The organism is Blautia sp. HCP3S3_C12 (assembly GCF_052064155.1).
GTDB lineage: Bacteria > Bacillota > Clostridia > Lachnospirales > Lachnospiraceae > Blautia_A.
Genome location: NZ_JBQHWC010000013.1, coordinates 88,048 through 104,340, shown reverse-complemented (window position 1 = coordinate 104,340; position 16,293 = coordinate 88,048). Strand labels below are relative to the sequence as shown.

Below are 16,293 nucleotides of genomic sequence, written 5' to 3'. Positions count from 1 at the left end.
TGGTTTGTCATTTGCGGAATTGGCATTATCATCGTTGCGCTTGCCGTATTTTTACTACCCGGTTTGAGAGAGATTGACAATACGCAATAATGGTTCAACTCCAATTTTAGTGGATAAGGGTCAAAAGGGGCGTGGCACAGCCAGCTGTAACTTGCCAGCAACAAGGTATATCATCGAGGCAAATCCTCTGAATGTATTAAAGCCACGAGCCTTCCGTTTTGCCGCCTGTATCATGGAGTTAATCCCCTCACAGACAGCATTCGTTATGCGGTGGTAGAAGTAAGCCAGTATCTTCGTCTTGTGGTTCCGGAGTGTCTTGGCGGCCTCTTTCATTGGCTTCAAACGGCAACGACGCATCCATGAGTAGAGGCGGTCGAAAGCCTGTTCAGCTTCCTCCACCGTTTGGCAGGTATAGAAGTCATCAAGGGTTGCTACAATGCTGTAAGCCTTACCAGTCTTGGGATACAGCTTGGACAGAGATCCCAGTTTTTCCGCCTGTTCGCTGGTCATCCTGGCTTTGGGGATCATGAATAGACGCCTTCCAAGAAAGAGCTCTTTCTTGGACGCAGCGGTTCGCTGCTCCTCCTTGCGAACATCGTCAAGGGCGTCCATCAGCACCTTCTTGACGTGGAATTTGTCGATGATGCTCAGGGCGTTAGGGAAGTTTTCCTCAATGGCTGGCAGGTAAGACTTCGACATATCGCTTGTTACCGCACAGATGGCCGCCGCATTGCCACCACGCATCTCCAGTTTCTCAGCGAAGGTGGACACCGTGGCTTTATCTCTGCCTGCCTCTACGTCGATTACACAGCGTTGGTCGGCATCGATCACGACTGTCACATAGTCATGTCCCCGAAGGCGAGAGGTCTCGTCGATGGCGAGCCGCTTCACGCCGCTCAGTGAGCGATTACTCACCGCATCGTCTACCCAATAGTTGAGTATAGAGGCAAGAGATTTCTCATCGCACCGAAGCACTGCTGCTGCGCGAGCCCTTGGCATGTCGGCAAGAATCAGCATGGCATAGCCCTCAAACAACAGAGTGAAGCGGCTGTTCTTCCGCTCAAATGGGGCGTTCACCTGCTTCGTGCCGCACCTTGGACACTTCACCCGTGGACGCCTGCAATGGACGTAGGTCGGATAGAACATGCAGTCTCCGTGCCGCCAAACACGCTCTGTTGGCTCATAGCCGTTACGTAAAGTAGGCCCGCCACAGCATGGACAGACGAGGGCTGCAGTCTTTCTGACATTGACGTAGATATGCACTTCTTGCTCTTCCGGACGGAACTCAGCTCCCTCCACGTACCACGGTTCACTTAGATTGAGAGAACCTGCAATCATCGCTGTGAAGTTTTTTTCCACCTGTTTCATCACCCCGTGACAAGTATATCACAAAAGGTACTTATCCACTACTTTTGGAGTAGAGCCAAAATATTGGATAAAATGTCCGATTTGTAACGGAAAGACGAGAGTTCAAGTATTTCATAATACTGTATTAAAAGATTTTCCTCTTTTCTGCCCTAAATGCAAATTGACGCATATCATTGATGTAGAAAAATTAGAGATTGTAATCAAAAATACAGAAAAACAAACTTTTATTATTTAGAAGAAAGGATATAAAAATGAAACGTTTACCTAAATATACGCCTGCGGAAGTACGGAATGATCCATACGGATTTACTTACAAAGAAATGTCGGAAGTTATTGGCGAGAATGAAGCAAAAGCCTTATATGAAGAATTATATAAGCAATTACCACGCAAAAAAAATCTATCAATGTTGGTAAAAAATATTTGCAAAAGCAGTGATACTGAAAAGTATGTTTACGAACTGAAAGACAACAAATACATTGAAACGGTTTTTATCAAGCGGCGAGATGGTGGAACTGTTTGCGTGAGCACACAAGTCGGTTGTCCTGTTGGTTGTATTTTTTGTGAGTCCGGGCGAAATGGCTTTGTTCGTAATCTAACATCGTCAGAAATCGTACAACAGATTATATTGTTGCGTCGAAAAGTAAACCGTATCGTTTTTATGGGTATGGGAGAGCCTTTATTCAATTATGACAACTTGATAAAAGCAATCCATATTCTCCGAGATAGATATGGGCTCAACTTTCCAACCGACGGCATTACCATATCAACAGTTGGTCCGGTCGATCAATTAAAAAAATTGCGCGAGGAACATCTTAAAATTCAGTTGACAATATCTTTACACGCAGCAACACAATCTGCAAGAAATCGTATTATTCCTCACATGCGCATATATGCTATTGAAGATGTTGTTAAGCAAGCCTTATCCTATTCTGAAAGGCATAATCGCAAAATTGTCTTTGCGTATTTGCTTTTACCGGGTATAAATGACCGGCCCTCAGATGTAAGACAACTTGCAAAATGGTTTCGGGGCAAAAAAGTTATGATTAACGTGTTACAATACAACCCAACAAGCAATTCAAGAATTAAAGCACCACAGAAACGGGAAATAGTTGCATTCAAACATCAATTAGAGCAAGCAGGACTTGAAGTTACTATGAGAGTTTCTCATGGCAGAGAGATTAACGCGGCTTGTGGACAGTTAGCTAACACATATAATAAATTCAAAAAAAATGATTAAAAGTGCCAGACGCATAGACGCAGAGCCGATAACGCATTAGGTCAAAAAACCTATGTGTTATCGGCTTTTTTATTTAATATTGCGCAAAAGCCGCTGTTCCCTATTATAGAATGGATTGCGGGTAGTGTATTAAAGTCGCCCTTTTTTAAGGATACGGCGGTATCGGGGAGGTATCGCCGTGTCCATTTTTATTTACTGTAACCCGCCTAATGCTTTGCGGTCAAAAAAAGCTATGCTCCGCAAGCGGGATATTCCGGCTATGAATGTGAACTGTCAATACATTTAGCTACTGCTTACATTTCCTTTGCGCCCGTCCGCGTCTTGCGGACGGGCGCATTTTGCTTTTTTCAACTTTTTTCTGAAAAGCGCACTCAAGAGCCATCTCCCGAACGGGTACGGAGCGAAAGGGGCAGAGAGGACAAGCCCTTAACTCCCGTCCTCTACTCCACGCGGGAAGGAGGTGAACTCTATGGAGCTATCTTCTTCCGACAAGGAAAGAATACAACATCAGTACGACGCATTAGCAAAGAAAACTTTGGTCGGCGAAGCGAAAAGCCACCGCCGCACTCTTGCGAAACGCGCAGCACGCGAAGTTACTTTTTCGGATTTGAGCGAAAGCGAACTCGCGCAGCTTTTCACAACGGACGAATACGAAAGCGATTATTTCCGTTTTCAAGTGTCCGGCTTTGATGTACTCGTCAAAAATGAACTGCTTGCCGAAGCCCTTAACGCTTTGCCCGAAAGGAAACGCGACATTATCCTTTTGTCCTACTTCTTGGATATGAGCGACGCGGAAATTGGCGAACTGCTGAATGTTGTACGCACGACGGTTTTCCGGCACAGGAAATCCGCGCTTGCGAAAATCAAACAGTATTTGGAGGGAAAAGCAGATGATGAATACCGTTAGGAAGTCTGAAAATCTGTTGCCGTTCCCTGTCATTTCCGCAGCGGCAAACGGCGACACAACCGCCATGTGCGCGATCTTGAAGCACTACGAGGGTTACATAGCGAAACTTTGTACCCGCACGCTGAAAGACGACGCGGGCAATACCTATTCCTATGTGGACGAGGAAATGCGTAACAGGCTGCAAGTGCGCCTTATTACCCGCACCCTTGCTTTTCATGTAGGATAATCTTTTAGCCCATGCGGGGAGCGTGTCCCCTTTCCACGCTTCCCGTTATGGGCTATTTGTCGTTCCGCAAAAGCATATCCGCTGTTGATGTGCTTTTGCAGGCCGACAAAGCCTATTGTTCTTTGACAAAGAAAGCGGCCTTTGGTGCGCAGCATAACAGGCAAACGGGTACATTCCGTCTGTACCGAGCCAGTCGGCGGGTACGCCATGACAGCTTTTCCCCATAGGGGAAAAGCCGAGCGAGAACTACCGCGCCGTAAAACAGGTTTAGCAGCTTGTGGGCGACGACATACAAGGCGGCACAATGATACTCCCGCGTTGAACACCCTCAAAGTATTGCGCGGCGCACCCATAAGCATGGGCCGGGGTGAAACTCCCGTGAGGTTGCAGCTAACAACCGCCCGTTTTTGCCTTTTGACGAATATAGTTTATCCATACAGGAAAAGGAGGTTTTTCTAATGGATAAAAAACAGACAATTACAACCGAACGCAAAATAGGGAAAATCACCTATCTTGTTCAAGCGTTGCCGAGTGAAAAGGCAACCGATACAATCCATAAAAAGATTGAGAAACTCATTGTAAAGGATTTGCAGAAAAAGCCCGGAAATCCGGGATTTTTAGCGTCCGAGTAGTGCATTAGGCGGCGGGATATGGTATAATGATAGCAACACATTATACCTGTTTATTCGGCTGTCGGAAAGGAGGACTAATGTTACAGTCGAATAAAATCACCGCCCTTTACTGCCGTTTAAGTCAAGAGGATATGCAAGCCGGAGAAAGCGGAAGCATACAGCACCAAAAAATGATACTTCAACGCTATGCGGACGAACACCATTTTTTGAACACAAAGTTTTTTGTGGACGACGGATTTTCCGGCGTGAGTTTTGAGCGCGAGGGGCTGCAAGCGATGTTGCAGGAAGTGGAAGCCGGACGAGTGGCGACGGTCATTACCAAAGACCTTTCCCGTCTTGGCAGAAACTATCTGAAAACGGGCGAACTCATAGAGATTGTATTTCCCGAAAACGGAGTACGCTATATCGCGATCAACGACGGAGTTGACACAGCGCGGGAGGATAACGAGTTTACCCCCTTGCGGAACTGGTTTAACGAGTTTTACGCCCGCGACACAAGCAAGAAAATCCGCGCAGTTAAACAGGCACAGGCGCAAAAAGGCGAGCGCGTCAACGGGGAATATCCATACGGCTATATCCCAGACCCGAACAACCGCCACCACCTTATACCCGACCCGGAAACCGCGCCGATTGTCAAACAGGTTTTCGCTATGTTTGTTAGCGGCGTGCGTATGTGCGAAATCCAAAAATGGCTTGCGGAAAACAAAGTCTTGACGATTGGAGCGTTGCGCTATCAGCGTACAGGACAGGCGCGGTATCAGCGGGCAATGATCGCCCCCTATACTTGGCCGGACAAAACGCTCTATGACATATTAGCAAGGCAGGAATATTTAGGGCATACCATAACCGCGAAAACTCACAAGGTATCCTACAAGTCGAAAAAGACCCGGAAGAACGAAGAAGAACAACGCTATTTCTTCCCAAACACCCATGAGCCGCTTGTTGACGAGGAAACCTTTGAACTTGCGCAAAAGCGGATTGCTACCCGCCACCGCCCGACAAAAGCAGCGGAGATTGATATTTTTTCCGGCTTGCTGTTTTGCGCTGGTTGCAGACATAAGATGTATTACCAACAGGGCGTAAATATCGAGCCGCGCAAGTTTTCCTATTCTTGCGGCGCATGGCGCAACAGGGCAAGGACAGGCAGCGAGTGTACCTCTCATTATATCCGCAAAAACGTACTTCTTGATTTAGTGCTGGAAGATATGCGGCGGGTTTTGCGGTATGTTAAGGAACACGAACAGGACTTTATCTGTAAAGCTACCGAGTACGGCGACATGGAAGCGAGAAAGGCATTAGCGCAGCAGCAAAAGGAACTTTTCAAAGCACAGGCGCGTATGACCGAACTTGACACGCTTTTCCGCAAGCTGTATGAGGACAACGCATTAGGCAGACTGACAGATGAACGGTTTGTGTTTCTAACTTCCGGCTATGAGGACGAAAAGAAATCCCTTGCCGCAAGGATAGACGAGTTACAACAGCAGATCGCAACCGTTACCGAGCGAAAAAGGGATATATCAAGGTTTATTCAGATTGTCGGGAAATACAGCGACATACAGGAATTGACCTATGAAAACGTCCATGAGTTTATCGACCGTATTTTGATACATGAATTAGACCGGGAAACCAACACCCGGAAAATCGAAATCCATTATAGCTTTGTCGGACAGGTTGATACCGAGCAGGAGCCGACGCAAGTTGTCAACCATGACCGCCGCAACATGGTAGATGTAAAAAGTATCGCTATCTAACCCCAGCAAATGGTAGTCCAGGTTTTTTCTTTCTCCAGAAAGCGTTCAGAATGAACGAGTAGCCGGTATCGCAGATACCGTTCAAAGGGGATTGGGGATGCTTCTCCAACAAGCAAATTTGCGAAGATTGCACCGGAGGGAAAATCGAGAAAATAAGTGAACCTGTACAGGTTTACACTGCTTGCCAATTTGTGAGACTTCAAAAAACTCTTTCTCCTGCTCAATTTAGGCCAAATATGCCGTTGCATTCAAAAAATACAAAAATAACTTTGAAGTAGAAAATAAAAATGTAGTTATAACTCACTTCTGCATTGAATTTGTCGAAGAAAATGATATAATTTAGATAGAGTTACCTCGCAGACGGGAAGTTTGTATGAAAGGATTGGTGAAGTGATGGCTGTCAGCTATAAAAGACTTTGGAAATTGTTGATTGATCGAGATATGAAGAAAAAGGATTTGGCTGAGAAAGCAAATCTCAGCAATTATACAATCAACAAAATGAATCGTGGAGATAATGTGACTACGGACACACTTGTGAAAATTTGCACCGTCCTCGGTTGTACATTTGACGATATTATGGAAATGGTTCCAGACGAAAAATGATGTCCGTTTTATGGGACAGCGCTCTTGATATACTGCATACTGAGAGAACATAGGGAGAATTGGGAATGGAGCTAATTAACAATACAACAAAAACACTTCGAGATGATTTGGCTGCTGAGATCAAGCAAGGAAGTAAACTTTCTATCGCAGCGGCTTGTTTCTCAATTTACGCTTTTCAAGAATTAAAGAAAGAACTTCAGGGCATAGATGAGCTGAGATTTATTTTCACGTCGCCCACCTTTACAACAGAAAAGACGAAAAAGGAAAGACGAGAGTTTTACATCCCTCGTCTCAATAGAGAGCGCAGTTTATATGGAACAGAGTTTGAAGTTAAACTTAGAAATGAACTGACGCAGAAAGCTATTGCAAAAGAATGTGCGGAATGGATTCGTCAGAAAGTTACTTTCAAGTCGAATGTAACTAACGAAAACATGATGGGCTTTATCAATCTGGACGATAAAAACTATATGCCTATCATTGGCTTCACTACGGTAGATTTGGGTTGTGAGCGTGGTAATAATGCCTATAACATGGTTCAGAAAACCGGAACCCCATTTGCTACAGCATACATTGCGAGTGTGAAATGAGAGAAAACTATGAATAAGAAAACCTATAAAACCATTGCAATCATTGCATTGGTAGTATCCATAATTGGATTAGTGTCTTTTGTTGGGGGTATCAAGCCTGTCAACATTGGTGCGTTTGTTTTCCCTCTGTTAGTTAGTGGTATTTTCTTTTGGCTTTACAAAAAGAAGTAAGCCAATTCCAATTAGTTGAGGTGTTATCGTGTATAGAGAATTGATTGAAAAATTGATAGAAGGACATAGTTGGGCGAAGTTACAAGCTCCTTGCTCCGAAAAGGATATTACAAAGGCAGAAAAATTTGTAGGTTTTTCATTTCCAGAAGAATTGAAAGCCTTGTTGCGAGAAACAAATGGAGACCGTAATTTTCTGCTTTCAGCAGAAGAAATCATCAGTAACACAAAGAACAACAGAGAGATTTTTCCCGAATTTCTTGAAGCAGAAGAATATGAAGAAAAGGTAAATCGGTTTGTTTTCTTTGCAACAAATGGTTGTGGTGATTATTACTGCTATCGTGTTCTTGCGAACGGAGAAACAGACGCATCGGCAATCTACATTTGGGAACACGAACTGTTTGAAATTCGTGAGGTTGCAAAAGACATTGCTGAATTGATAACCAAGTATTATAACAACGAAGTATAATAGATAAATTCGTAACAGTTAAACAAATCGGAATTTGTGGAGGTAAAATATAGATGAATCAAGGTAGAATTATTGTAATCACAGGTGCGCCGGGGACAGGAAAAACTACAACGGCATCTGTTGTTGCAAAAGAATCAGATTTGGAAAAGTCTGTGCATATGCACACAGATGACTTTTATCATTATTTGAGTAAAGGGGCAATACCACCGCATTTGCCAGAATCAAATGAGCAAAATTTGATTGTCATTGAAGCGTTTTTAGAAGCTGCGAAGCGATATGCTCGTGGTGGATATGACGTAATTGTAGATGGCATTGTAGGACCGTGGTTTTTAGAGCCGTGGCTCAACATTGTTCAAGAGCATTATGAAGTACACTATATCGTTTTAAGGGCAAGTAAAGAAGAAACTATGAAGCGAGCTATCGAACGATCAAAGTTAGACAGAGAAACAAATATTGAATTAGTTGAAACAATGTGGAATCAATTTTCCAATTTAGGAATCTATGAATTAAATGTTATAGATACAACTACGCATTCGATCAAAGATACTGTTTCAGCAGTAAAAGAAAAAATAGTAAGCGGTACGGCCTTACTATTTTAGACAATTCCAGTTTTTACATTGAAAGGAAATGAAAATGAAGATAAATAAAGAACAATGGAAATGGACAAGAGAACCTAAACAGTATTCAATATCAGAGGATAAGATTGAGATAATTACTAATCCGCATACTGATTTGTGGCAGCGTACTTATTATCATTTCAGGAACGATAATGCTCCTGTGCTTCAGATGAAAACTTCTGAGAAATTCTTTTCCTTCGTAGTTAAAACTGAATTTGAGAGCAAGGTGCGTTTTGACCAGTGTGGTATTGTAATGTACCTTGATAGTGAGAACTGGCTTAAGGGTTCAATTGAGTATGAGAACGAAGAATTTCAGCATTTAGGAAGTGTAGTGACTAATAATGGATATTCAGATTGGGCAACAACCGAAATAGATGCAGGAATCAAGTCTATGTGGTATAGATTTAGTAGACGAGAGGATGATTATTGTATTGAGTGTTCTGAAGATGGAATTAAGTACAAGCAGATGAGAATTTGCCATGTGTATAAAGCTAATGATGAAATACGGTTTGGAATTTATGCTTGTAGCCCAGAAAATTCATCATTTAAGGCTACATTTACAAATATGGAATTAACAGAATGTAAGTGGTTGACACATGATGGACAGGCTCCTGATGAAAAATAGAAATTCCAGTTTTTTGAGATCAAAAAAGAAGTTGCCAAGCATAAGGAGGTGCGGTATGAGCAATTCAAACAACAGACACAAATACGATGACATAATAAATCTGCCGCACCATACTTCGCCCACAAGGCCACGTATGACGATGATTGATCGTGCGGCTCAATTCTCACCGTTTGCGGCTCTGACTGGATACGATGCTGCTGTAAAGGAGACCGCCAGACTTACCGAGAATCGAATTGAGTTGGATGAGTATGAGAAATCGGCTCTTAATGACCGGCTTCAGATCGTGCAGGAAAGGCTGTCGGATACTCCGGTAATCTCAATTACATATTTTGTCCCGGATGAAAGAAAGTCTGGCGGCGCATATTGTACGGAAACAGGAATCATCAAAAAAATTGACTATTATGAACGTACCGTCATTATGCGGAGTGGCACACACATCTCAATCGACGAAATAATTGGTATCGAAGGAGACTTATTCAATCAGTTAGATGGAAATATGATATAGGAAGAGAAGCAGTTAATAAGGAAGTCCACAAAACCGGTCTGATATATCGGTGAGTGGACTTCTTTTTTTGAGACAATCAGTGACCATACAATTAAATTTATTCTGCCGGAATTTGTCTGTATGGGCATTATCGCCTTATACAAAATCGACATTTAGGCAATTAGCCCATAGAATAAAAACCACAGATTCGGATGGGAGGTGATCGGAGCGATGGACGTAAATGAAGTGGATTATATCAAGATTGGGCAGCGTATCAGAGCAGCTCGATTGAAATTGGGCTGGCAGCAGGCAGAAGTTGCTTTTCGTGCAGGACTGACTACTTCTCATATGAGCCATATCGAAACGGGACAAACCAAAGTGGCTCTACCGACTATCGTAAAGATTGCTAATACATTGTCTGTTTCTGTCGATGAATTGTTGTGTGATAGTCTGGAACAGGTGAAACCTGTCTACGACAAGAAAATTGCAGAGGAACTGGCAGACTGTGATGCCGCAGAGCTGCAAGCGATGCTGGAGATTATACATACAACAAAGACTGTGATTCGCAAGAATCGAAAAGTCACCTATGCACCTTAATAACAAAGGCATCTTGGAATTACTGCTTCTGAGCAAGACACACCAGCTAACCTGTGCAAACAGGTCAACTCCTGTGAATGCCCATTGAGTATATCAGGAATAACTGAATACAGATTGCATTTCATGTAGCAAGTTGTCTTGACTGCCGGTATCAAACTGATATGACAGCCAAAACCCCAAAACAGATTAAGCAAGCCGCAGAGCTGTCATGATCCTTAATGGGTCAGTGGTGCTTTGCGGCTTTTTTCATATATAGCGCAAGGAGGTACTTGTTATGCCACAATCCGGAACGAATGAAAACATCGAATTTGACCTGTATAACATTGGAGATACCAAGGAGTATGTTCAGTTTGCGATTGAAATTGAGCGTACCTTACATAAAATGCAGAAAGAAATCTCCAACTGCTTGGAACCGAAGAAAGTAGCATTGCACATTATGCGTGTTGCCACGGAGTTCTACAATGCAGATTGGTGCGGGATTCTTGATATTGATACAGAGGTGGGTGTATTTACGCCTATTTGGTGGTATGATACGGAATTTGGAGAAATGGGGCAAACAAAGTTCAACGAGTTTGAATACTCAGAAAAATACAAGCGCTGGATATATTGTTTAGAGAATCATGAACCGGTTATTATTCCGGATATTGAGGAAATTAAAGAAGAATATCCAGAGGAATATGTGCTGTACCAGAGACTGGATGCAAAGTCGGTGATCGCTGTTCCTTTTTGGAAAGGTCCGACTGGGTTCCTTGTTCTGCGCAATGCGAAAAGATACAGAGCCCATGCCAGCTTTTTGCGTATGCTGAATTATGCGGTTATTTCGTCGCTGAATGAACACTACCTGTTGGAAACAAGAAAACTGACGATTATTTCACCGAGAATCGCAAACGACCTTGATGTTTATATCAACCTGTTCGGGGAAATAAAGATTACGACAAACAAGGGGGTTTTGACTGAACACGAATTGAAGTCCCCGAAGATCGCAAGACTTCTGGTCTATTTGCTCCTGAAGCGCAAGACGGCTTCCTCACCACGAGAGATCGCCACAGCAATATGGCCAGAAGAAGATGTTGAGTTATCCGTTAAAAATATAAAAGGTCTTGTATATCGTTTTCGTCAGGCTTTTGAATTATTGTCAGATTACCGCCTGATTGAATCGACAGCCAGTGGGTATCAGATCAACCCAAAGCTCAATGTATTTACTGATTGTCAGCTGTTTGAAACAAAGTGGGCGGTTGCAATGAAGTCCACCGATACAAAGGAAAAAGTTGAAGTGTTGAAAAAAGCCATTGATCTGTATCAGGGGCCGTTGTTTACCTCCGCACGATATGAACATTGGATTATGTCTGCATCGGTTGCTTTCGAGTACCGTTATCTCGGTGCTGTGAGTGAACTGCTGAAAATGCTCGACCAGATACACGACTACGTTTCTGTTCAGCACTATGCGGCGAAGGCACTTCATATTGCTCCGCATAGCATTGATGCGTACTACTGGATGATTCTGGCGTTGTGCAAATTAGACCATCCAGAAATGGCTCGTGGAGAACTGCGAATGGCGCAAAGAAATCTCCTGGCAGAAGAATGTATTGAACTTTCGGAGAGACTGAAAGCCAGCGGTTTTTGTGCGTGTTATGGCATAACACCGGCATAACACCAATAAAAACCATCATAACACTCGATTTTTTTCATAACACCATCATAACACCGTCAAAACACCGATACGAACCGGCGCAACACCGGTCATAACACCCTCGCCAGTTATGTTTTCAGGGCAAGAGCAAAATTGCCTTAGAAAATGTAACTGGCGGGGGTATTTTTTTTGAATCAGAATCAGCGCAATGGCGCACCTGTTCTTGCAAGAAATTGTGAGATTGGGTGCGCTTCTTTTGTTTCAGGGGATATTCCCCGCAACCATTCTCCTCCCGGCTTCTTGGAATTTTCATTTTCAAAATTTCAAGAAACCGGAGGAAACGATATGTATTACGACCAGAAAGAAAGCGGAAAAAGAATTGCCGCACTTAGAAAAGAAAAAGGGCTGACACAGGAACAGCTTGCAGAGAAATTAAACATCAGTACAAGTACCCTTGGAAAAATCGAAAGAGGTATTCAGGGATTCTCCATTGATCTGCTGATTGAAATTGGTATCTTCTTTGGTATTTCAACTGACTACATACTTATTGGCTGCGAGATTCGCAATTATGAAGCTGCAAAGGAATTGGATTCCGTTATAAATCAGTTGGTTGCTTTGAAGATGAAATTATAAAATCCGCCGTATGGCGGTGGGTATCCACCGTGAGAGGTCATAAAAAACTGCAACCAAAACCAGTACAATTTAGACACAGCCAAAGAAAAACGGCTGATTGTTCCTTGAAAACTGAATAGACAATCATCAAATACGTTCCTGCTGTCGGTGCGAGAGCATCAGCCACATCAGCGGTACGCCGTGACGTATCGGAAAGAGAAACAAAACGACTTTTTCTTATATAGACGCAGTTGTCTCTCATCCGGTGCCAGCGATCAATACCGGCTCGTAAATATTGGGTTGCTACCAATACGGCAATGAAAACAGTCAGGGTTAATGATACTTCTCTACGGAGCTGGCGGAGAACCCGGCAGAGGTTAGACTCCTATGGAGCTGATTCGCAATCAGCCGTTTGATGATTCCCTGAGGACGACTGTTCTCTTTCCCAGGGGTGCGTGGCAAATATGGGACACATAGACTTTGGAATGACTGCCTGATTCATTTCGGGCAGTCGTTTGTTACATACCCAACGAAAGGAGGTCATGGCACATGATGAAAGAAAATTGGGTATATCGCCGTGGCGATATTTATTGCGCTGATCTGGACCCGGTAGTTGGGTCTGAACAAGGTGGTGTCAGACCGGTGATTGTGATCCAGAACGATACCGGTAATAAGCACTCTCCTACGCTGATCGTGGCAACTGTTACAACAAAAATCCGCAAGAAGGAGAATATGCCGACCCATCTTTTAATTAAAGACAATCCTGCGTTCAGAGAAGCATCTGTGGTGCAGCTGGAACAGATTCGTACCATTGATAAGCGCAGAATTGATAATTACTTAGGTAAGGTTACGTCCCGTGAAATGGTAGCGATTGAGAAAGCCTTATCCATCAGCTTGGCAATGGAACAGCTGAAAAAGCGTTCCACAAAACATATACCGAAGAAAGAAAAGGAGTGAACATAGATGTTTGAAGAAAGAATCGCTGCTATGAATCAGCGTACCGAAGAATCCATTGTAGCCTCCGCAGGCCAGTTCGATAAGAGAACATATACCGTTGATGAGATTCAGGACATCCTGGGTATCAGCAGAACAAGTGCATATAACCTCGTGAAGAAGAAAGCCTTTCATAGTGTGCGCATCGGCGGCAGCATCCGAATCTCAAAAAAGAGTTTCGACGAGTGGCTGGATCAGCAAATCTGATATTTGTCAAGGATGTCGTGCTACCCGGCGACAAACTTCAAAATAAATCAAGAGTTCGATAAAATGTAGCCATGACAAGCAAACACATGGCTACATTTTTACATAGGAGGTTATGAGATGGAAAATGCGAGAAAACGCACGAGTATGTCTGTACCTGAAATGGGTAGGTTACTTGGTCTCGGAAAAACAGAGTCATACTGGCTCATCAAGAAGAATTACTTCAAAACAATCACCGTCGGCGGCACCATGAGAGTGATGATCGACAGCTTTGAAGAATGGTATGCCAACCAGTTCAAATATCAGAAGGTTGATGGTACTCCTCCCGGCGAGGCACTAAAGAAAACTACATATTCAGTAGAGGAGCTTGGTCAGCGTCTTGGATTGAAAGAAGCTACTGCCTACGAACTGGTTGCCAAAGGGCATTTCGAGATTGTAGAAGCCCTGGGTAAACGCAGAGTTACTAAAGAGAGCTTTGAAAAATGGTACGCTTCCCAGAGTGATTACCGCACTGTGGAAGATCAGGAATTGGACGCTGACATCATGGCATCGACCTATGGTCTTCCGGAAATCGCAAGGATGCTTGGGGTGCATCGCCAGACAATCTACTATATTGTCGCAAGTGGCAATTTCGAGCTTATCAAGGTCGGCAGATACAACCGAGCCACCAAGGAGAGTTTTGAAAAATGGTATCAGAATCAGAACCGCTACAGACTGGTAGCGGAGGATGGAGAAGAAAGGAGATGATCGTATGGCATCCATCGTTAAGAGAAAAAAGAAGTATTCCGTAGTTTATACATACACCGATGAGAACGGCAACAAGCGTCAAAAGTGGGAAACCTTTGACACCAATGCCGAAGCAAAGAAAAGAAAGCTGCAGGTCGAATACGAGCAGGAAGCAGGAACCTTTATTCCTCCATCTGCTAAGACCGTAAACGATCTTCTGGAAGAATATATGTCCATCTATGGTGTGAATACCTGGGCAATGTCTACCTACGAAAGCAGAAAGAGCCTGATTGCGAACTATATTCGTCCACTCATCGGTGATATGAAATTGGAGGATATTTCCCCCAGGATCATGGATAAGTATTACAGAGACCTGCTTTCTGTGAAGTCCGTGGTGGTGAAGAATGTAAAGCCCCGCAACGAATATCTGACGCCGCATACGGTCAGAGAGATTCACAAAGTTTTGCGTAATGCGTTCAATCAGGCAGTTAAATGGGAATTGATGACCAGAAACCCCGTGGAACACGCTACTCTGCCGAAAGAAGAACACAAGACCAGAGACATCTGGACAGCAGAGGTTCTCCTGAAGGCTCTGGAAGCCTGTGATGACGATATTCTGAGACTGGCAATCAACCTTGCTTTCTCCTGTTCTCTGCGAATGGGCGAACTTCTGGGGCTTACATGGGACTGCGTAGACATCTCTCCTGCAAGCATAGAACTTGGTCAGGCGAGCATCTTCGTAGAAAAGGAGTTGCAGAGAGTGAACCGTGAAGCGATGGCTGATCTGAACGGTAAGGACATCATGTTCAAGTTCCCGCCAACCTTTGCAAGCACTCACACGGCGTTAGTTCTCAAGACCCCGAAAACGAAAACCAGTGTCCGCAAGGTCTTTCTGCCGAGAACTGTGGCAGAAATGCTGGTTCAGCGCAAGGCAGAAATCGAAGAACTGAAAGACCTTTTCGGTGACGAGTTCATTGACTTCAATCTGGTGTTCTGTTCTTCCAACGGAAAGCCGATTGAGGGGCAGGTTATCAATCGTGCATTCAATAAGCTGATCGAGGAGAACGGCCTGCCGAAGGTGGTTTTTCACAGTCTCCGACACTCCAGTATCACCTATAAGCTGAAGCTGAACGGCGGTGATATGAAATCCGTTCAGGGTGACTCTGGTCACGCACAGGTCAAGATGGTAGCGGATGTTTACTCTCACATCATCGACGATGACCGCAGATTAAACGCCGAAAGACTGGAAGCTGCATTTTACTCTGGCAGACAGGCTACACCGGAACCCGTACAGACAGCTGCACAGGAAAGCTCCACCGATGACAAAGAGTTGCTCCTGAAGCTCCTGCAAAACCCCGAAATGGCAGCACTCTTGAAGTCGCTGGCAAAGACCTTATAGAATTAAAATGGCAGATCCTTTTACATAGCTTTCATAGCTTGTAAAGGGGTCTGCCCTTATTTTTGTTTTTGGGGGTGAAAAATGGATAGAGCATTTATGGACGAGTATTATGATAAAATGCGAGCTGATGATATTGAGGAATTATCAAGCCAGAGGAATGAGGATTATTCCGATAGAGCCGATGATTACAAAGCTGCAAATCAGGCTCTGCTTGAGGGATTGGGGTTATCACATTTATTTAGCGGAAACCGCAAACTTACACCAAAAGAAAAAGAACTTTGGTTGTTGTTCGACAGGGTATATGTAACAGAACTTCTGGCAAGAGATGAATTTGCGAAGGGCGCATATATGCTGGGAGCTGAAGATCGAGAAACTATGCTTCGATAAATACTGTACCTGCTTCGGCAGGTACAGGTTACATACAATCATTCGTTCCGAAAAATTCTATGGAATTTCT

22 protein-coding genes are annotated in these 16,293 nt (G+C 43.8%); 21 read left to right on the top strand and 1 reads right to left on the bottom strand.

Annotation, left to right across the window (positions count from 1 at the left end):
* Positions 1–120: 120 nt before the first annotated feature.
* Complete coding sequence (locus ACTNDS_RS11275) at positions 121–1,368, bottom strand: ISL3 family transposase (RefSeq protein WP_287935020.1); 1,248 nt, start codon at positions 1,366–1,368, stop codon at positions 121–123.
* Between the two features lie 67 nt (positions 1,369–1,435).
* Between ACTNDS_RS11275 and ACTNDS_RS11270 the strand changes: the two genes are divergently transcribed.
* The 21 genes from ACTNDS_RS11270 (at position 1,436) to ACTNDS_RS11170 (ending at position 16,223) form a co-directional block, all read left to right on the top strand.
* Positions 1,436–1,603 carry a cysteine-rich KTR domain-containing protein gene (locus ACTNDS_RS11270; protein ID WP_412588271.1) on the top strand — a complete coding sequence of 56 codons (168 nt, stop codon included), beginning with the start codon at positions 1,436–1,438 and terminating at the stop codon, positions 1,601–1,603.
* A gap of 16 nt (positions 1,604–1,619) precedes the next feature.
* On the top strand, positions 1,620–2,606 hold the full coding sequence (gene rlmN / locus ACTNDS_RS11265; protein WP_006774449.1) for a 23S rRNA (adenine(2503)-C(2))-methyltransferase RlmN: 987 nt from the start codon (positions 1,620–1,622) through the stop codon (positions 2,604–2,606).
* Between the two features lie 469 nt (positions 2,607–3,075).
* On the top strand, positions 3,076–3,513 hold the full coding sequence (locus tag ACTNDS_RS11260; RefSeq protein ID WP_002604474.1) for a sigma-70 family RNA polymerase sigma factor: 438 nt from the start codon (positions 3,076–3,078) through the stop codon (positions 3,511–3,513).
* Positions 3,497–3,739, top strand: coding sequence for a helix-turn-helix domain-containing protein (locus ACTNDS_RS11255; protein ID WP_002604473.1), 243 nt, complete (start codon positions 3,497–3,499; stop codon positions 3,737–3,739). The genes ACTNDS_RS11260 and ACTNDS_RS11255 overlap by 17 nt, the downstream gene beginning before the upstream one ends.
* 458 nt (positions 3,740–4,197) lie before the next feature.
* Positions 4,198–4,371, top strand: a complete 174-nt coding sequence (locus ACTNDS_RS11250) for a transposon-encoded TnpW family protein (protein ID WP_002604472.1) — start codon at positions 4,198–4,200, stop codon at positions 4,369–4,371.
* A gap of 77 nt (positions 4,372–4,448) precedes the next feature.
* Positions 4,449–6,122 carry a recombinase family protein gene (locus tag ACTNDS_RS11245; protein WP_002604471.1) on the top strand — a complete coding sequence of 558 codons (1,674 nt, stop codon included), beginning with the start codon at positions 4,449–4,451 and terminating at the stop codon, positions 6,120–6,122.
* A 393-nt stretch (positions 6,123–6,515) separates the two neighbouring features.
* Positions 6,516–6,725: a helix-turn-helix domain-containing protein gene (locus ACTNDS_RS11240; RefSeq protein ID WP_164811748.1), complete on the top strand. Its 210-nt coding sequence runs from the start codon at positions 6,516–6,518 to the stop codon at positions 6,723–6,725.
* Positions 6,726–6,790: 65 nt separating this feature from the next.
* Positions 6,791–7,312, top strand: a complete 522-nt coding sequence (locus ACTNDS_RS11235; protein ID WP_331674170.1) for a hypothetical protein — start codon at positions 6,791–6,793, stop codon at positions 7,310–7,312.
* Between the two features lie 9 nt (positions 7,313–7,321).
* Positions 7,322–7,483, top strand: a complete 162-nt coding sequence (locus ACTNDS_RS11230) for a hypothetical protein (protein WP_320855157.1) — start codon at positions 7,322–7,324, stop codon at positions 7,481–7,483.
* A 28-nt stretch (positions 7,484–7,511) separates the two neighbouring features.
* A complete protein-coding gene (locus ACTNDS_RS11225) occupies positions 7,512–7,949 on the top strand; it encodes an SMI1/KNR4 family protein (protein ID WP_164811722.1) in 438 nt (145 codons plus the stop codon).
* Positions 7,950–8,002: 53 nt separating this feature from the next.
* Positions 8,003–8,548, top strand: a complete 546-nt coding sequence (locus tag ACTNDS_RS11220; protein ID WP_164811723.1) for an AAA family ATPase — start codon at positions 8,003–8,005, stop codon at positions 8,546–8,548.
* 34 nt (positions 8,549–8,582) lie between these two features.
* The gene (locus tag ACTNDS_RS11215) at positions 8,583–9,191 is read left to right on the top strand and encodes a DUF1349 domain-containing protein (protein ID WP_164811724.1); all 609 of its coding nucleotides are present in this window, start codon (positions 8,583–8,585) and stop codon (positions 9,189–9,191) included.
* A gap of 55 nt (positions 9,192–9,246) precedes the next feature.
* Positions 9,247–9,696 (top strand): YolD-like family protein, encoded by a 450-nt coding sequence (locus ACTNDS_RS11210; RefSeq protein ID WP_164811725.1) that lies wholly within the window; start codon positions 9,247–9,249, stop codon positions 9,694–9,696.
* 210 nt (positions 9,697–9,906) lie between these two features.
* On the top strand, positions 9,907–10,272 hold the full coding sequence (locus ACTNDS_RS11205; protein ID WP_118751781.1) for a helix-turn-helix domain-containing protein: 366 nt from the start codon (positions 9,907–9,909) through the stop codon (positions 10,270–10,272).
* Positions 10,273–10,546: 274 nt separating this feature from the next.
* Positions 10,547–11,923, top strand: coding sequence for a BTAD domain-containing putative transcriptional regulator (locus tag ACTNDS_RS11200; RefSeq protein ID WP_164811726.1), 1,377 nt, complete (start codon positions 10,547–10,549; stop codon positions 11,921–11,923).
* 324 nt (positions 11,924–12,247) lie between these two features.
* Entirely contained in the window at positions 12,248–12,535 is a 288-nt protein-coding gene (locus tag ACTNDS_RS11195; protein WP_173904716.1) for a helix-turn-helix domain-containing protein, read from the top strand.
* Positions 12,536–13,063: 528 nt separating this feature from the next.
* Complete coding sequence (locus ACTNDS_RS11190) at positions 13,064–13,471, top strand: type II toxin-antitoxin system PemK/MazF family toxin (protein ID WP_287935029.1); 408 nt, start codon at positions 13,064–13,066, stop codon at positions 13,469–13,471.
* A 6-nt stretch (positions 13,472–13,477) separates the two neighbouring features.
* Positions 13,478–13,714: a helix-turn-helix domain-containing protein gene (locus ACTNDS_RS11185; RefSeq protein WP_287935030.1), complete on the top strand. Its 237-nt coding sequence runs from the start codon at positions 13,478–13,480 to the stop codon at positions 13,712–13,714.
* Positions 13,715–13,831: 117 nt separating this feature from the next.
* Entirely contained in the window at positions 13,832–14,458 is a 627-nt protein-coding gene (locus ACTNDS_RS11180; RefSeq protein WP_287935031.1) for a helix-turn-helix domain-containing protein, read from the top strand.
* A 4-nt stretch (positions 14,459–14,462) separates the two neighbouring features.
* Positions 14,463–15,836, top strand: coding sequence for a site-specific integrase (locus ACTNDS_RS11175; RefSeq protein WP_287935032.1), 1,374 nt, complete (start codon positions 14,463–14,465; stop codon positions 15,834–15,836).
* Positions 15,837–15,917: 81 nt separating this feature from the next.
* Entirely contained in the window at positions 15,918–16,223 is a 306-nt protein-coding gene (locus tag ACTNDS_RS11170) for a hypothetical protein (RefSeq protein WP_441035762.1), read from the top strand.
* Positions 16,224–16,293 lie beyond the last annotated feature (70 nt).

Excerpts from the sequence above, each read along its gene's own strand:
- ACTNDS_RS11240 (WP_164811748.1), top strand. The coding sequence starts at position 6,516 with ATGGCTGTCAGCTATAAAAGACTTTGGAAATTGTTGATTGATCGAGAT.
- ACTNDS_RS11245 (WP_002604471.1), top strand. The coding sequence starts at position 4,449 with ATGTTACAGTCGAATAAAATCACCGCCCTTTACTGCCGTTTAAGTCAA.
- rlmN (WP_006774449.1), top strand. The coding sequence starts at position 1,620 with ATGAAACGTTTACCTAAATATACGCCTGCGGAAGTACGGAATGATCCA.
- ACTNDS_RS11180 (WP_287935031.1), top strand. The coding sequence starts at position 13,832 with ATGGAAAATGCGAGAAAACGCACGAGTATGTCTGTACCTGAAATGGGT.
- ACTNDS_RS11175 (WP_287935032.1), top strand. The coding sequence starts at position 14,463 with ATGGCATCCATCGTTAAGAGAAAAAAGAAGTATTCCGTAGTTTATACA.
- ACTNDS_RS11255 (WP_002604473.1), top strand. The coding sequence starts at position 3,497 with ATGATGAATACCGTTAGGAAGTCTGAAAATCTGTTGCCGTTCCCTGTC.
- ACTNDS_RS11215 (WP_164811724.1), top strand. The coding sequence starts at position 8,583 with ATGAAGATAAATAAAGAACAATGGAAATGGACAAGAGAACCTAAACAG.
- ACTNDS_RS11260 (WP_002604474.1), top strand. The coding sequence starts at position 3,076 with ATGGAGCTATCTTCTTCCGACAAGGAAAGAATACAACATCAGTACGAC.
- ACTNDS_RS11235 (WP_331674170.1), top strand. The coding sequence starts at position 6,791 with ATGGAGCTAATTAACAATACAACAAAAACACTTCGAGATGATTTGGCT.
- ACTNDS_RS11185 (WP_287935030.1), top strand. The coding sequence starts at position 13,478 with ATGTTTGAAGAAAGAATCGCTGCTATGAATCAGCGTACCGAAGAATCC.
- ACTNDS_RS11250 (WP_002604472.1), top strand. The coding sequence starts at position 4,198 with ATGGATAAAAAACAGACAATTACAACCGAACGCAAAATAGGGAAAATC.
- ACTNDS_RS11205 (WP_118751781.1), top strand. The coding sequence starts at position 9,907 with ATGGACGTAAATGAAGTGGATTATATCAAGATTGGGCAGCGTATCAGA.
- ACTNDS_RS11195 (WP_173904716.1), top strand. The coding sequence starts at position 12,248 with ATGTATTACGACCAGAAAGAAAGCGGAAAAAGAATTGCCGCACTTAGA.
- ACTNDS_RS11170 (WP_441035762.1), top strand. The coding sequence starts at position 15,918 with ATGGATAGAGCATTTATGGACGAGTATTATGATAAAATGCGAGCTGAT.
- ACTNDS_RS11220 (WP_164811723.1), top strand. The coding sequence starts at position 8,003 with ATGAATCAAGGTAGAATTATTGTAATCACAGGTGCGCCGGGGACAGGA.
- ACTNDS_RS11200 (WP_164811726.1), top strand. The coding sequence starts at position 10,547 with ATGCCACAATCCGGAACGAATGAAAACATCGAATTTGACCTGTATAAC.
- ACTNDS_RS11190 (WP_287935029.1), top strand. The coding sequence starts at position 13,064 with ATGATGAAAGAAAATTGGGTATATCGCCGTGGCGATATTTATTGCGCT.
- ACTNDS_RS11230 (WP_320855157.1), top strand. The coding sequence starts at position 7,322 with ATGAATAAGAAAACCTATAAAACCATTGCAATCATTGCATTGGTAGTA.
- ACTNDS_RS11275 (WP_287935020.1), bottom strand. The coding sequence starts at position 1,368 with ATGAAACAGGTGGAAAAAAACTTCACAGCGATGATTGCAGGTTCTCTC.
- ACTNDS_RS11210 (WP_164811725.1), top strand. The coding sequence starts at position 9,247 with ATGAGCAATTCAAACAACAGACACAAATACGATGACATAATAAATCTG.